General features: G+C 64.6%; 13 protein-coding genes. 8 read left to right on the forward strand and 5 right to left on the reverse strand.

The window, feature by feature from the left end; translation table 11 throughout:
- The first annotated feature begins 127 nt into the window (after positions 1-127).
- Complete coding sequence (locus I6F17_RS26365; protein ID WP_225131724.1) at positions 128-1,201, forward strand: tartrate dehydrogenase; 1,074 nt, start codon at positions 128-130, stop codon at positions 1,199-1,201.
- Between the two features lie 208 nt (positions 1,202-1,409).
- On the opposite strand, the gene I6F17_RS26370 is transcribed toward I6F17_RS26365, so the two are convergent.
- Both I6F17_RS26370 and I6F17_RS26375 read right to left on the reverse strand, forming a co-directional pair.
- A complete protein-coding gene (locus I6F17_RS26370) occupies positions 1,410-2,354 on the reverse strand; it encodes a LysM peptidoglycan-binding domain-containing protein (protein WP_036006428.1) in 945 nt (314 codons plus the stop codon).
- A 150-nt stretch (positions 2,355-2,504) separates the two neighbouring features.
- Positions 2,505-3,119, reverse strand: a complete 615-nt coding sequence (locus I6F17_RS26375; protein ID WP_225131907.1) for an ABATE domain-containing protein — start codon at positions 3,117-3,119, stop codon at positions 2,505-2,507.
- 123 nt (positions 3,120-3,242) lie between these two features.
- On the opposite strand from I6F17_RS26375, the gene I6F17_RS26380 reads away from it, so the two are divergent.
- Positions 3,243-4,094 (forward strand): alpha/beta hydrolase, encoded by an 852-nt coding sequence (locus tag I6F17_RS26380; protein WP_225131908.1) that lies wholly within the window; start codon positions 3,243-3,245, stop codon positions 4,092-4,094.
- 41 nt (positions 4,095-4,135) lie between these two features.
- Here I6F17_RS26380 and I6F17_RS26385 read toward each other — a convergent pair whose 3' ends face one another.
- The gene (locus I6F17_RS26385; protein ID WP_225131909.1) at positions 4,136-4,615 is read right to left on the reverse strand and encodes a MarR family transcriptional regulator; all 480 of its coding nucleotides are present in this window, start codon (positions 4,613-4,615) and stop codon (positions 4,136-4,138) included.
- 107 nt (positions 4,616-4,722) lie between these two features.
- On the opposite strand from I6F17_RS26385, the gene I6F17_RS26390 reads away from it, so the two are divergent.
- The gene (locus tag I6F17_RS26390; RefSeq protein WP_225131910.1) at positions 4,723-5,931 is read left to right on the forward strand and encodes an ABC transporter substrate-binding protein; all 1,209 of its coding nucleotides are present in this window, start codon (positions 4,723-4,725) and stop codon (positions 5,929-5,931) included.
- Between the two features lie 16 nt (positions 5,932-5,947).
- The gene (locus tag I6F17_RS26395; protein WP_225131911.1) at positions 5,948-7,126 is read left to right on the forward strand and encodes a cytochrome P450; all 1,179 of its coding nucleotides are present in this window, start codon (positions 5,948-5,950) and stop codon (positions 7,124-7,126) included.
- Positions 7,127-7,156: 30 nt separating this feature from the next.
- Here I6F17_RS26395 and I6F17_RS26400 read toward each other — a convergent pair whose 3' ends face one another.
- A complete protein-coding gene (locus I6F17_RS26400; protein WP_036024916.1) occupies positions 7,157-7,876 on the reverse strand; it encodes a hypothetical protein in 720 nt (239 codons plus the stop codon).
- A 285-nt stretch (positions 7,877-8,161) separates the two neighbouring features.
- Here I6F17_RS26400 and I6F17_RS26405 point away from each other — a divergent pair, with 285 nt between their 5' ends.
- The 4 genes from I6F17_RS26405 (at position 8,162) to I6F17_RS26420 (ending at position 11,850) form a co-directional block, all read left to right on the forward strand.
- Positions 8,162-9,085 carry an ABC transporter ATP-binding protein gene (locus I6F17_RS26405; RefSeq protein ID WP_225114526.1) on the forward strand — a complete coding sequence of 308 codons (924 nt, stop codon included), beginning with the start codon at positions 8,162-8,164 and terminating at the stop codon, positions 9,083-9,085.
- Complete coding sequence (locus I6F17_RS26410; protein WP_036006407.1) at positions 9,082-9,843, forward strand: ABC transporter permease; 762 nt, start codon at positions 9,082-9,084, stop codon at positions 9,841-9,843. Before I6F17_RS26405 ends, I6F17_RS26410 begins: the two co-directional genes overlap by 4 nt.
- A gap of 163 nt (positions 9,844-10,006) precedes the next feature.
- Positions 10,007-10,816, forward strand: coding sequence for a L,D-transpeptidase (locus tag I6F17_RS26415; RefSeq protein ID WP_225131912.1), 810 nt, complete (start codon positions 10,007-10,009; stop codon positions 10,814-10,816).
- Between the two features lie 38 nt (positions 10,817-10,854).
- Positions 10,855-11,850 carry a glycerophosphodiester phosphodiesterase gene (locus tag I6F17_RS26420; protein ID WP_225131913.1) on the forward strand — a complete coding sequence of 332 codons (996 nt, stop codon included), beginning with the start codon at positions 10,855-10,857 and terminating at the stop codon, positions 11,848-11,850.
- A 106-nt stretch (positions 11,851-11,956) separates the two neighbouring features.
- Here I6F17_RS26420 and I6F17_RS26425 read toward each other — a convergent pair whose 3' ends face one another.
- Complete coding sequence (locus I6F17_RS26425) at positions 11,957-14,236, reverse strand: fused MFS/spermidine synthase (RefSeq protein ID WP_225131914.1); 2,280 nt, start codon at positions 14,234-14,236, stop codon at positions 11,957-11,959.
- Positions 14,237-14,260 lie beyond the last annotated feature (24 nt).

A 14,260-nucleotide genomic window follows, 5' to 3' on the forward strand; every position in this document is an offset into this window, starting at 1 on the left:
CCCGATGATTATATCATTTTTTTGTATAAACCAGCGCCGATTGAGTTTGCCCGGCACTCCCGTCTAGATTCGCCAGCGACGCCGACGGCCGGATATGCCGGCCCGATCTCTCAAACGGAGCCTTCCCATGCGCACCCATTCGATCGCAGCCATTCCCGCCGACGGCATCGGCCCCGAGGTGATCTCGGCCGGCGTCCGCGTGCTGGAGGCTCTCGCAAAACGCAGTGGCGATCTCGCCTTCAACGTCAAGACGTTCGACTGGGGCTCGGATTATTACAAGAAGCACGGCGTGATGATGCCGGCGGACGGCCTCAGCGAGCTGAAGAAGTTCGACGCGATCTATTTCGGCGCGGTCGGCGCCCCCGACGTGCCCGACCACATCACGCTGTGGGGCCTGCGCCTGCCGATCTGCCAGGGTTTTGACCAATACGCCAATGTGCGGCCGACCAAGATCCTGCCGGGCGTCGCCTCGCCGCTGCGCAATGTCGGCGTCGGCGATCTCGACTGGGTGATCGTGCGCGAGAACTCGGAAGGCGAATATGCCGGCATGGGCGGCCGCGCCCACAAGGGCCTGCCGGAAGAGGTCGGCACCGAAGTCGCCGTCTTCACCCGCGTCGGCGTCACGCGGATCATGCGCTATGCGTTCCGGCTCGCGCGGTCGCGCCCGCGCAAGCTGCTGACCGTCGTGACCAAGTCGAACGCGCAGCGCCACGGCATGGTGATGTGGGACGAGATCGCGGCCGAGGTCGCCGGCGAATTCCCTGACGTGACCTGGGACAAGATGCTGGTCGACGCCATGACGGTGCGCATGACGCTGCATCCGAAGAGCCTCGACACCATCGTCGCAACCAATCTCCACGCCGACATCCTCTCCGATCTCGCCGGCGCGCTGGCTGGAAGCCTCGGCGTCGCCCCGACCGGAAACATCGATCCGCAGCGCCGCTTCCCCTCGATGTTCGAGCCGATCCACGGCTCGGCGTTCGACATCACCGGCAAGGGCATCGCCAACCCGGTCGCGACGTTCTGGACCGGCGCGCAGATGCTCGAGCATCTCGGCGAGAAGGATGCCGCCTTACGGCTGATGGCCGCCGTCGAGCGTGTCTGCGCCGCGGGCGTGCTGACGCCGGATGTCGGAGGCAAGGCGACCACGAAGGAGGTCACGGACGCCGTGATCGATGCGATCCACGGATCGAATGTTTAGTCTTATCGGATCGAGTGTCGCCAAGGACTCGCTGCACCTCTCCCACTTGCGGGGAGGGCGACGCGCTCGGCAGCGCAATTGCGCGCCAGAGCGCGGCGGGTGGGGGCTCTCTTCTCTGGGGTCCTCGATCGAGGAGAGACCCCCTCCCCAACCCTCCCCCGCAAGCGGGAGAGGGAGCGCACCGCCTTCTGCGGCAAGATAACGGCCCCTACCTCCGCGCCGCCGGTGACGCCGGCGGCGTGGCCATCGCGGCGGCCGGCTCGGGCGGTGTCAGATGGCGGGGGACGATGATGGTCTGGCCCGGCGTCAGCTGCGCGTTCTCGGGCAGCGAGTTGCTCTGCGCCAGCGTCCACAGCGGCACGCGGTTTGCTGCTGCGATGCTCTCCATGGTGTCGCCGCGGCGCACCGGCACCCGCACGCCGCTGTCCCACAATTCGACCAGCGTGTCCGCCGGCACGAGATAGCGCAGCGGCACGGCATCGGCCTGCGTTTGCGGCGGAATGCGCGGCAGCTGCGTCACCATCTCGACGATCTGACGATGGATATCGTCGGACTTCTCGATGTTGATGTGGGTGACGCGCGCGTTCCGCTTGAGGTCATAGCTGGCGTAATGGCCGCGAAAGCCGGGAACAGCCACGACGTCGCCGCCGCCGAGCACGCTGTCGGACAGGAAGATGTTGATGAAGCGCTCGACGTTGAGGGGGACATCGCCGGTCGCTTGCGCGGGATCGATGGCGATGACGAGGCTGATCGGGATGTTCTCCTTGGCCGCCATCTCGGAGATGACGATCGAGCACAGCCCGCCCATGGAATGGCCCATCAGCACGATCGGCGCCGGCGATTCCTTATAGCTGGAGATGGCGCGATCGCCGATCCACCGGCAGATGGTGAATTCGTAGACGTTGGCCGAGAAGCCGGCCTTCGTTAGCTTCTCTTCGAGCCGATCCATGCCGGTCGAGAAGATCGGGCCCATGGCGCCGCGGAACAGGTAGATTTTTGGCGGCGGCAACGGCTCGAACGGCGGAGGCGGCGGCGGCGCGGCGGGGGCGGTCGCGTTGGTCTTGGACTTGGGGGGAGTAGCAGCGGCCATGCCACTGCTCAAGGCGAGCAGCACCACTGCTGCCAGCGCGAGGAGTCGCCTCGAATGAATCATCAGTCCAGCAGTCCCACCACGGGAGGCAGGGGCCTCCCCTGACCGGCTTAGTGACCATCGATTGGGTGGATTTTGGGGCACGGGAACCGAAGCGCGACGCACCGCCGCGCGCATCAACGCTCCGTCACCGGGGGGACCGCTCCCGGCCCATCACTGCCTGCTCTTGAGCCGGCTGCGATGCGCGGCCTGCTTGGCGCGGTTGCCGCAGATCGCCATGGTGCACCACCGCCGTGCGCGCCTGCGGGTGTGATCGGCGAACAGCATCGTGCAATTGTGGCCCTCGCACGCCTTCACGTTCGAAAAGTCTTCCTCGCAGACGAACTTCGCCAGGGCTTCGCCGATCGGCAGCAGCAGGGCTCCGGCTGATTGCCAGCGCCGCGTCCTCTGCAGCGCAAGACCTTCCTGGCCATGGCGCGGCGCAATTTGCAAGAACGCCTCATCACGCGCCAAGATGCTGTTCAACGGGCCGAGCTCGTGCAGCGCCTTCGCAGTCAGCGGCCGGCCCGCGTGCCCCAGAACAAAGCCCCTGAACCACTCACGCAAGTCGCGGGCCTGATCGGCGACCTTGTCGAGCTCAACTGGCCTCGCGCGCGCTTTCAGCGCATCCAGCTCCTTCGTCGGCACCAGCTTCGCCTGGGAAAGCCAGTCGATCAGGCCAGCGCCATCGTCGATCCAGTCGACAGGCGTATCGACCGGTGTTGCGACCGAGTTGAGGAAGTCGAGGCCGAGTGAGTCGGCGACGAACATCGCGGGCGGTCTGTCCATGAACGGTCCTCAGCCTGGAAAGCGTAACCCATAAGTAACCTGTAAAATGACCATTGACAAGTTACTCATCCCTTACGTAACCTCCATACTAGCACTTAAAAGGTTACTTACTTGGAGACGGTCATGACCCCGACTACCTACCGCACCGCCGATGTCGATGGCTTCAACGTGTTCTATCGCGAGGCCGGCTCCCGAGGTGCGCCGAAGCTGCTGCTGCTGCACGGCTTCCCCAGCGCCGGCCACATGTTCCGCGACCTGATTCCGCTGCTTGCCGACAAATTCCACATCGTCGCCCCCGACCTTCCAGGGTTTGGCCAGTCCGACATGCCTTCGCGCGAAACCTTCCGCTACACCTTCGACAATGTCGCGCAGGTGATCGAGCGCTTCACCGAAGTGATCGGCTTCGATCGCTTCGCGATCTACGTCTTCGATTACGGCGCGCCGACTGGCTTCCGACTTGCGTTGCGTCACCCCGAACGGATCACCGCGATCATCTCGCAGAACGGCAACGCCTATGAGGACGGCCTCAGCGACGGTTGGACTCCGATCAAGGCCTATTGGCAGGATCCCTCGCCTGCCAACCGCGAGGCGCTACGCGCCTTCCTTACGCCGGAGGCGACGCGCTGGCAGTACACCCATGGCGTCTCCGACCCGGCGACCGTGTCGCCGGATGGCCAGAACCTCGACAATTTCTATCTGGCGCGGCCGGGCTCGGACGACGTGCAGCTAGACCTGTTCGGCGACTACAAGAGCAACGTCGCGCTCTATCCCGCCTTCCAGGACTATTTCCGCAAGCACAAGCCGCCGTTCCTGGCGGTCTGGGGCAAGAACGACCCGTTCTTCATCCCGCCCGGCGCCGAGGCGTTCAAGCGCGATAATCCCAACGCGGTCGTGCAGTTCTTCGACACCGGCCATTTCGCGCTGGAGACGCATGCGCGGGAAATTGCGGAAAGCATTCGCGCGTTCCTGAAGTGACGTGGGCTGTGGCGATCGTCGGTTGCTACATTGCGTGCCGGCTAAAGCGGCAGCATCCGGTTCAAGAGGTCGAGCAACGTGCGCTGCTCGGCCTCGGTGAGTGGAGCCAGCATCTTCCGATTATACGTCTGCGTCAGGCTTGCCCCGTCCTGAATGAGCTTGGCGCCCTTCGGCGTGAGCATCAACTCGACGGCGCGGCGGTCGGACTTCGAGCGGTTACGCTTAATGAAACCGGACGATTCCAGCTCGTTCAGGATCTTGATCAGGTTCGGCAGGCGCAGGCGGAGCAGGCCGGCAAGGCTGCTGGGGGGAACACCCGGATTGTCGCGAATGACGACGAAGATCGCATAGGTCGCCGGCGTCAGGCCCAGTGCGGCGAACTCCTCATAGAAGCCCTCGAAGAATTTCAGCTGCGCGAGCCGCAGCATGAAGCCGGGCGTGCTCTGCAGCGCGCGCAAGTCCAGTGACGTCTCCGACGGTTGAGCGGGCTTCGCTCCGGGTCTGACTGCTTTCGGGCTCATGATCCTGGATCCGGCGGCCACAAGTCGGCCGAATTGACACTCTCAAAAATAGCTATAAATTATAACTATTCTAGAGCGGCACAAAGACCGCCCATGGGAGGGACACAATGAACAGCAAATTCCTGCATAAACTATGCATGGTGGCCGCGGTACTGGCCGCCACACCGGCCTTGGCCCAGGACGTCGTGAAGATCGGCATCCTGAACGATCAATCGGGGCCGTTCGCGAGCTATCAGGGCATCGGCTCGGTCGTTGCCGCCAAGATGGCCGTCGAGGACTATGGCGGAAAGGCCGCCGGCAAGCCGGTGGAAGTCGTCGCGGCGGACCATCAGAACAAGACGGACATCGGCATCGGTATCGCCCGGCGCTGGTACGAGAACGAGAGCGTCGATGCGATCTTCGACATTCCGAACTCGTCGATTGCGCTCGCCGTGGCCGGCATGAGCGCCGAGAAGAACAAGGTCTTCATCGGCTCGGGCGCCGGCACGGTGCTGCTGACCGGGGAGAAGTGCACGCCAAACACCGTGCACTGGACCTACGACACCTATTCCTACGGGCGCGGCCTCGGCAAGGCCATCGTGCAGCAGGGCGGCAAGAAATGGTTCTTCATCACCGCGGATTACGCGTTCGGCCATGATCTGGAAAAGCAGGCCGCGGAAGCCGTGAAAGCGTCCGGCGGTGAGGTGCTCGGCAGCGTGCGGCATCCGTTGGGCACGGCTGATTACGCCTCATTCCTGCTCCAGGCCCAGGCGTCGGGCGCGAGCGTCATCGCATTCGCCAATGCAGGGGACGATACCATCACCTCGATGAAGCAGGCCGCCGAGTTCGGGCTGACGAAGGATCACAAGCTGGTCGGATTGATCCTCGGCATGAACGGCCTTCCCGCGCTTGGGCTTAAGTTTGCGCAGGGCGCGCAAATCATGAATCCGTTCTACTGGGATCTGACCGACGGCACGCGTGCTTTCGCGAAGCGCTTCGCCGAACGCATTCCCTCGAAGGCCTATCCAAACGACATGCAGGCCGGCGTCTATGCCTCGGTCATCCACTACCTCAAGGCGGTCGACAAGGCCGGCGGAGCCAAGGACGGCAAGGCCGTGGTCGCGACGATGAAGCAGATGCCGACCGACGATCAGTTGTTCGGCAGGGGCTACATCCGCAAGGACGGCCGCAAGATCCATCCGCTCTATCTGTTGCAGGTCAAGGCTCCCGAGGAATCGAATTCGTCCTGGGATCTGCTGAAGGTCGTTGCCACGATCAAGGGCGAGGACGCGTTCCGGTCCGAGAGTGACGCTCAGTGCCCGCTCGCAAAGCAATAGCGGTTCGGAGCTGACCATGAGCGGCATTGCATCCAGCCCGGTCGATCCGTTCGCGCCCGGCTTTCTGACGGATCCCTATCCCGCCTATGAGGCGCTGCGCGCAATCGGGCCGGTGTTCGAGGTGGAGCGCTACGACGTGTGGGCCATGGCCTGCTATGCCGAGGTCGAAGCGGCCCTGAAGGACTGGAAAACGTTTATCAGCGGCGAAGGTGTCGGCCTCCACGGCATGAACCCGGCGCTGCCAAAGCCGCTGACCCTGCAGATCGATCCGCCCGACCACGACAAGGGCCGCCGCGTGCTCGGCCGCACGCTGTCTCCGGGCGTCGCAAGGAAGCTGCGCGAGACGTTCCAGCGCGAAGCAGAGAGGAAGGTCTCGGAGCTGATCGACAAAGGCACGTTCGATGCCGTGACCGATCTTGCGGAAGCCTATCCGATGAAGGTGTTTCCGGACGCGATCGGCATCCGCCCCGATGGGCGCGAGAAGCTGCTCGCCTGGAGCACGTTCGTATTCAACAGCTTCGGCCCGGAGAACGAGATCCTCGCGGCGTCGCGGAAGGACGGTCTCGCGGCGCAGAGCTGGATCATGGAATGTTGTGCGCGCGATGCGCTACGGCCCGACAGCCTCGGCATGATGATCTACCAGGCGGCCGATGAGGGCGAGATCACCGAGCACGAGGCGACGCATCTGGTGCGGCCGTTCCTCACGGCCGGGATCGACACCACCGTCAATGGCATCGGCAATACCCTGCTCGCGCTCGCCACCCATCCGGACGAATATCGCAAGCTGCACGAGAAACCAGAGCTGGCACGCAACGCCTTCGAGGAAGGTCTGCGCTACGATTCACCGGTGCAGACGTTCTTTCGTACCACCTCGCGCGATGCCGAGATCGGCGGCGGCATGATCCCGGCGCACCGCAAGGTGCTGCTGTTCATGGCCTCCGCCAATCGCGATCCCGCACGCTGGGACAAGCCGGGCCGTTTCGACGTGGAGCGGGTTGCGACCGGCCATGTCGGCTTCGGCGCAGGCATACACGCCTGCGTCGGCCAGATGATCGCGCGTCTGGAGGGCGAATTGATCTTCGGCGAGCTCGCAAGGCGCGTGAAGACGATCGAGCTCGCGGCGGAGCCGAAGCGCAGGCTCAACAATTCCCTGCGCGGGCTGGAGAGCATGCCGGTTCGAGTGACGCCAGCTTAGGCGGCATCACGCGGCAGGATGCGCGACGGCTCAATTCCTCGCCGGATCCGTTGCCGCCGCCGCGCGTGCGGGCCGCGGCGCAGCGGGTTCGGCGACTCGCGCAGCCGGGGCGCGCGAGCGCATGATGGCAGCGTCGATCTCGGCAATGACGCGGCGCTGGATCGCCTCGTTCTTGTCGATCGAGATGTGGCCGACGCCACTGCCGCGGATGTCGACATTGTCGAGCTTGCCGCGGAACCCGGCCGCGGCCCGCACCGGCTCGCCGGGGCCATCGCCGATATAGATGTTGATGTAGCGTTCCGCGCCGGTCGAGAGCTTGGTCTTGAACACGGAGTCGAGGCCGATCGCGAGCTTCACGGGCACGCCGAGCTGGTTGAGCTTGGCGATCATGTCGGGCAGCGCGGTCGCACCCGAGGAATGGCCGACCAGGATGATGGTCTTGAGCCGACCGGCCTTGTAGGCAGCCGCCGCTTCATCGGCGAGCGAGGACCAGGACACGAAATTGGCGACGGTCACCGGAACGCCCTGCGCCTGGAGCCGGGCGCCGATCGTGTCGAGGCCGAGCGAGAAGATGTTGAGCACGCCGCGGAGCAGATAGACATGCGTGGTCGCCGCCGCGGCCTGGCTCGGCGCGGCCTTGGCGGTGGTCGGGCTGATGGCAACAGCTGACAGCAGGAGCAGGCCCATCGCCCAAACACGGAGGGCGGACAATTGGCTGGCGCCGGCGGTGTGACGGCCGTTCGGTCTCATCGATCTTTTCCCTGGAGACAATACGCTTCGCGATTGGCCGGAATCGTAGCCACGGCGCGCTCGCAGACGCAACAAAGAGGCGCGTGAGCGCCAATCTTAGCAGCAAGCCGTGACCATCGCGCAACACTTGCCCGGAACATGCCACTAAAGCGCCTGTTTTGAGACCATTTTTCTCCGGGGAATTGCGGAGGGACAATGGCGTTCCTATTTCAGGGCTCCGCCGACCTGTCCTCCTGGATGGTCCGGCCCCCGCCCCAGCCTTTGCTCCTCAGCCTCGCGGCCATCATGTCTTCCATCATCTCCGTCGCCAATCTGTCGAAGACCTATGGGTCCGGCTTCAAGGCGCTCAAGAACGTCAACCTCGACATCAAGCGCGGCGAGATTTTTGCGCTGCTCGGCCCCAACGGCGCCGGCAAGACCACGCTGATCTCGATCATTTGCGGCATCGCCAATCCGAGCGAGGGCCGGGTCCTGGTCGGCGGCGAGGACATCCAGACCTCCTACCGCAAGGCGCGCTCGCTGATCGGCCTCGTGCCGCAGGAATTGCACACCGACGCGTTCGAGAGCGTGTGGGCGACCGTGAGCTTCTCCCGCGGCCTGTTCGGCAAGCCGAAGAACCCCGATCACATCGAGAAGGTGCTGAAGGCCCTCTCGCTGTGGGACAAGAAGGACAACAAGATCATCACGCTCTCGGGCGGCATGAAGCGCCGCGTGATGATCGCCAAGGCATTGTCGCACGAGCCGCAGATCCTGTTCCTGGACGAGCCGACCGCCGGCGTCGACGTCGAGCTGCGCAAGGGCATGTGGGAGGTGGTGCGCGGGCTTCAGCAATCCGGCGTCACCATCATCCTCACCACGCATTACATCGAGGAAGCCGAGGAGATGGCCGACCGCATCGGCGTCATCAACAAGGGCGAGATCGTGCTGGTCGAGGACAAGACCACCTTGATGCAGAAGCTCGGCAAGAAGCGGCTGACGCTGCATCTGCAGAACAAGGTGACCGCGTTGCCGGAAAGCCTCAGCCATTACGAGCTCGAGCTCTGCGACGGCGGCGCGACGCTCGTCTACGATTACGACACCCAGGGCGAGCGCACCGGCATCACCAGCCTGCTCGGCGACCTCCGCACCGCCGGCATCCGCTTCAACGATCTCGACACGACGCAATCGTCGCTCGAGGACATCTTCGTCGACCTCGTGAGGACGTCATGAACCACCGCGCCATCCGAGCCATCTACCTGTTCGAAATGGCGCGCACCTGGCGGACGCTGCTGCAAAGCATCGTCTCGCCGGTGGTCTCGACCTCGCTCTATTTCGTGGTGTTCGGCGCTGCGATCGGCTCGCGCATCAGCGAGGTCGAGGGCGTCAGCTACGGCACCTTCATCGTGCCGGGCCTAATCATGCTCTCGGTGCTGACGCAGAGCATCGCCAACGCCTCGTTCGGCATCTACTTCCCGAAATTCACCGGCACGATCTACGAGATCCTGTCGGCGCCGATCTCCTATTTCGAGATAGTGCTCGGCTATGTCGGCGCCGCCGCCACCAAGTCGATCATCCTGGGCCTGATCATCCTGGCGACCGCCGGGCTCTTCGTTCCATTGCATATCCAGCATCCGGTCTGGATGCTGGCCTTCCTGGTGCTGACGGCGGTGACGTTCAGCCTGTTCGGCTTCATCATCGGCATCTGGGCCGACGGATTCGAGAAGCTGCAGATGATTCCGATGCTGGTGGTGACGCCGCTCACCTTCCTCGGCGGCAGCTTCTATTCCATCGACATGCTGCCGCCGACATGGCGCACGGTCGCGCTGCTCAACCCGGTCGTCTATCTGATCTCCGGCTTCCGCTGGAGCTTCTACGAGATAGCCGACGTCAGCGTGTCCGTCAGCATCGGCATGACGCTGGCCTTCCTGGTGATCTGCCTGGTCGTGATCTGGTGGATTTTCCGAACTGGATACCGGCTCAAGAACTGACCACGCGGCGCTCGCGAAAATGTCAGCGCCGCCGGCCGGCGCGGCACAAAGCGGCCTTGCTTACGCCTGCCATCACGTTAACGATGGACAGGCTGGCCGCTGGAACCAACGCCGGGCTGCAGGCATAATGCACGCCGGGGGACGGAGAGCCGCGGCGCTAAGCATGAACAGGCCGGAGGCCAGAAGTCAGATGCGTTCGTTTTTGATTGCTTTCACATCCCTGATGCTTTTGAGCGCGGGTACCGCGCAAGCCAAGGTCGAGATCACCGTCGACAAGGACAATCAACAGATGACCGTCGCCGTCGACGGGGTTGCGCGCTACCGCTGGCCGGTGTCGACCGGCCTCCCCTCGCGCGAGACGCCGAACGGCGCCTTCCGGGCCTTCCGCATGGAAGAGGATCACTACTCCAAAGAATTCGACGACGCGCCGATGCCGCACGCCATCTTCTTCACCAAGGTCGGGCACGCCATCCACGGCACGGACTCGGTCGGCCGGCTCGGCTCGCCGGCATCCCATGGCTGCGTGCGCCTGTCGCGCCAGAATGCCTCGACGCTCTATGCGCTGGTGCAGCAGCAGGGCGTGCTCAACACCACGGTGACGCTGACCGGCTCGGCACAGGTGGCGCTGGCGCGCAATCCGCGCGGCCGCAACAACACTGCGGTGGCCCGCGCCCCGCAGCCGGCCGAAGACCAATACGCCACCACCGGCGCCCCCGTGGACCTGACCCCGCCGGCGCAGCCCGCGCGGCGCTACACGCCGCAGGACGACAATTACATCTACCCGGCCGACGGCAGCGACACCGGCGCGCGCTATCCGGCGCCGCGCTCGGCCACCCGCCCGCTCTACGACGCGCAGGTCTATCAGCAGCAGCCGCGGCCTTATTACGACCAGGGCTACGGCCAGCAGGGCTATTACTATCAGCCGCAGCCGCGGCAGGTTTATCAGCCGCGCGGCTACTACTATCAGAACTGACCCGGCGACCATCAACCGCCCTTGACCGTCGAGGCACCATGCCATCACGTGCCACGACAATCCCGGTGCTGCTCTCGCTGCTCACTGCTGGACAAGCCATGGGATCTGATTTGGCCTTCGACCTCGAGGCGCATCGCGGCGGGCGGGCGCTGCTGCCGGAAAACACCCTGCCCGCCTTCGCCCATTCGCTGACGATGGGCGTGGACACGCTGGAGCTCGACGTCGGCGTCACCGCCGACGGTGAAGTCATCGTCGCGCATGAGCGCGGGCTCAATCCCGATCTCGCACGGCGGCCCGATGGCGCCTACATCGCTCCGCCCGGCACGCCGTTCGTGAAATTGCGGCTCGACGAGATCAGGACCTATGACGTCGGCCAGATTCGGCCGGACAGTGCCTATGCGGAACAATTTCCGGGCCAGCGTGCCGTCCCGGGGACTCGCATTCCCACCTTGCGCGAGCTGTTCGCGCTCGTGCGCAAGTCCGGCAACAGGCAAGTGCGCTTCAACATCGAGACCAAGATCGATCCGAACCGTCCCGATGAAACGCTTGATCCGCAAGAATTCGTCGCGAAGCTGCTCGGGGTGATCGAGACCGAGGGAGTCTCCGATCGCGTCATGATCCAGTCGTTCGACTGGCGAACCTTGCGTCGCGTCCAGCAGCAGGCGCCGAACATCCCGACCGCGTACCTGACGATCCAGCGCGGCCTGGCTCCGACGGTAGCGCTCGACAAGGCGACAAACTGGACGGCGGGGTTCAACCCGGCCGATCACGCCGGCTCGCTGCCGCGCACGATCAAGGCTGCGGGCGGCGCGATCTGGTCGCCCTATTTCGGCGACGTGACCGCGCCTCTGGTCTCGGAGGCCCACGCGCTCGGACTGCGCGTCGTGGTGTGGACGGTGAACAAGCGCGAGGACATGACGCGCATGATCGAGCTCGGCGTCGACGGCATCATCTCGGACAGGCCGGATCTATTGCGAGAGGTGGCCGGCGCTAAGGGAATTGCGCTGCCGGTGGGGACGCCCGTGGCGCCGTAGTTGCGATGCCTCGTAGCCCGGATGGAGCGCAGCGAAATCCGGGACAGTGCCACGCATGGAGCGGCCCCGGATTGCGCTTCGCTCCATCCGGGCTACGAAGAGAGCCCTACTCGCCGTCCTTCCAACGCCGATACAGCGCGCCCAGGATGTTCGAATAGTCATCGGTCCAGACCCGCACCCTGTCGTCGGCTTCGGTCTGTTCCCATTGCTTGGAGGACGCGAGCCTGCCGATGTCGGCCTCCTCGCGCGCGGAGATGACGACGTCGGTGGAGAAGATGTAGTCACCATCGCGCCCGGAATCCTCGTTGAAGACCCAGCTCTTGAGATCATTGGCGTCCGCGATACCGACGACGACGGTTTCGAGATCCAGATGCCGGTTCGAGACGTGCATCACCACGGCACCGTGCGGCGCGAGCTTGTCCTTGTAGATCTTCATCGCCTCTTCGGTCGCAAGATGGATCGGGATCGCGTCGGACGAATAGGCGTCGACGATGACGAGATCATAGGCGCCGTCGGGCTCCTTGGCGAAGGTGAGGCGCGCATCGCCGATGACGGGCTTCATGTCGGGCATGCAGCTCGAGATGTAGCGGAAATTCCTCGGGTCGCGCGCCGCGTCGACCATGGACTGGTCGATCTCGAAAAAGGTCCAGTCCTCCCCCCGCTCGGCGGCGCAGGCGAGCGTGCCGGAGCCGACGCCGATCGCGGCGACCTTCAGCGGCGCGCCCTTGCGCTCGCGGATCGCGCTGACGGCCTGACCGATGCCGCCGTCCTTGTGATAATAGGTGATCGGCTCGGGTCGGCCGGCAACAGGCGTGCCGTCATTGTTGCGGAAACGCTCGGCGCCATGAATGGTGGTGCCGTGCATCAGCACGTGGAAATAACCGCCCGGCGTCACCACGATCTTGTGCACGCCGAAGAAGCTGCGCACGGTCGTGACGCGGCCCTCGTCCGCGGGATATACGCGGATCAACGCCAGTGCCAGCGCGACGGTGGCAAAGATCTTCCAGCGCCCGGCATTGAGGATCAGCGCGAGCAGCGCGGCGAGCACGCCGACTGCGCCGGCAACCCAGACGCGATGATCCTCGAACCAGGTCGTGAGGTCGCCTGTCGTATATGACGGCGCGATGAGCGCCACCGCGATCGCGGCGAGCGCCAGCCAGTACCATTTGACGATTGCGGCCAGCCGCTCATTCCCGGACGGACGGCACAGCGCGGCAAGCGCGATCAGAATCGGATATTCGGCGATCCACGAGAAGGTGAAGGGCGCAACCAACCCCGCGAACAAGCCGCCGACCATGCCACCGAACGACAGCGCGACATAGAAGCCGGTGAGATATTTGGCGGCAGGCCGCGTCCGCGCCAGTTCGCCGTGGCAAGCCATGGCGATGACGAAGAAGCAGAGTTGATGTCCGCCGAGGGTCAGCAGCAGGTTCTGCTCGCCGCCGAAAGCCAGCAGGACGACGACGCCCGCAATCGCGACCGGCTGGAGCATCAGCATCCATTTGTGCGGCAGCAGCGGCCGCGACTGGAACACGACGACCCAGGTCAAGAGGTAAAGCGACAGCGGCAGCACCCACAAAAGCGGCGCCGCCGCGACGTCGGTCGAGATGTGCGCGGTGACGGCGATGAGCAGGCCCGATGGCACGGCGGCGAGGAAGATCCAGCGCAGCCGCGTCAAGAGGCCGGGCGCGGGTGCATTCACGTCCTCGGCCCGCGTGTCAGTCAACGCCAACTTCGGCGAACGCAACAACAGCACGCCGCAGGCGCCGATGAGGAGGATCAGCAGGCCATAGCCACCGGTCCAGAACCGGTTCTGCATTTGCAGCGTGAACATCGGCTCCAGCAGGAACGGATAGGACAACAGCGCGAGGAAGCTGCCGATATTGGAGGAGGCGTAGAGGAAATAGGGATCGTGCCCGGCCGGATGGCCGGTGCGGACGAACCAGGCCTGCAGCAGCGGATTGTTCGCGGCGAGCGCAAAGAACGGCAGCCCGATCGAGACCGCGAACAGGGCGAGCAGCCAGACTGCGTAGCCCGAAGCCGGCGGCTCGCCATAGGCGGAGGCGATGCCGAGCGGCAGCGTGGCGAAGGCGGCGAACAGCAGCACCAGATGTACCGCGACGGGGACGATCCGGTTCCGCGCCTGCATCAGCAGATGCGCATAGGCATAGCCGGCCAGCAGCAGCGACTGGAAGAACACCATGGCCACCGACCACACCGCTGGCGAGCCGCCGAGCCGCGGCAGCACCATCTTGGTGAACAGAGGCTGCACCGAGAACAGCAGCAGCGCGCTGACGAAGATCGCAGCGGTGTAGATCGTCAGCAGCAGCCGGTTGCGCGACGACGACGACTGCTCCGTGGCGGCGGGTTGCACGATCGAATCCATGAATGCTCCGGCTCAAACCCCGGC

Source organism: Bradyrhizobium sp. NBAIM18, assembly GCF_020193825.1.
Classification (GTDB): Bacteria; Pseudomonadota; Alphaproteobacteria; order Rhizobiales; family Xanthobacteraceae; genus Bradyrhizobium; species Bradyrhizobium yuanmingense.

What these genes read in the sequence shown, in the direction of transcription:
- I6F17_RS26420 (WP_225131913.1), top strand. Translation starts at nt 10,855, where the DNA reads ATGCCATCACGTGCCACGACAATCCCGGTGCTGCTCTCGCTGCTCACT.
- I6F17_RS26405 (WP_225114526.1), top strand. Translation starts at nt 8,162, where the DNA reads ATGTCTTCCATCATCTCCGTCGCCAATCTGTCGAAGACCTATGGGTCC.
- I6F17_RS26380 (WP_225131908.1), top strand. Translation starts at nt 3,243, where the DNA reads ATGACCCCGACTACCTACCGCACCGCCGATGTCGATGGCTTCAACGTG.
- I6F17_RS26415 (WP_225131912.1), top strand. Translation starts at nt 10,007, where the DNA reads ATGAACAGGCCGGAGGCCAGAAGTCAGATGCGTTCGTTTTTGATTGCT.
- I6F17_RS26410 (WP_036006407.1), top strand. Translation starts at nt 9,082, where the DNA reads ATGAACCACCGCGCCATCCGAGCCATCTACCTGTTCGAAATGGCGCGC.
- I6F17_RS26375 (WP_225131907.1), bottom strand. Translation starts at nt 3,119, where the DNA reads ATGGACAGACCGCCCGCGATGTTCGTCGCCGACTCACTCGGCCTCGAC.
- I6F17_RS26365 (WP_225131724.1), top strand. Translation starts at nt 128, where the DNA reads ATGCGCACCCATTCGATCGCAGCCATTCCCGCCGACGGCATCGGCCCC.
- I6F17_RS26400 (WP_036024916.1), bottom strand. Translation starts at nt 7,876, where the DNA reads ATGAGACCGAACGGCCGTCACACCGCCGGCGCCAGCCAATTGTCCGCC.
- I6F17_RS26370 (WP_036006428.1), bottom strand. Translation starts at nt 2,354, where the DNA reads ATGATTCATTCGAGGCGACTCCTCGCGCTGGCAGCAGTGGTGCTGCTC.
- I6F17_RS26385 (WP_225131909.1), bottom strand. Translation starts at nt 4,615, where the DNA reads ATGAGCCCGAAAGCAGTCAGACCCGGAGCGAAGCCCGCTCAACCGTCG.
- I6F17_RS26390 (WP_225131910.1), top strand. Translation starts at nt 4,723, where the DNA reads ATGAACAGCAAATTCCTGCATAAACTATGCATGGTGGCCGCGGTACTG.
- I6F17_RS26395 (WP_225131911.1), top strand. Translation starts at nt 5,948, where the DNA reads ATGAGCGGCATTGCATCCAGCCCGGTCGATCCGTTCGCGCCCGGCTTT.
- I6F17_RS26425 (WP_225131914.1), bottom strand. Translation starts at nt 14,236, where the DNA reads ATGGATTCGATCGTGCAACCCGCCGCCACGGAGCAGTCGTCGTCGTCG.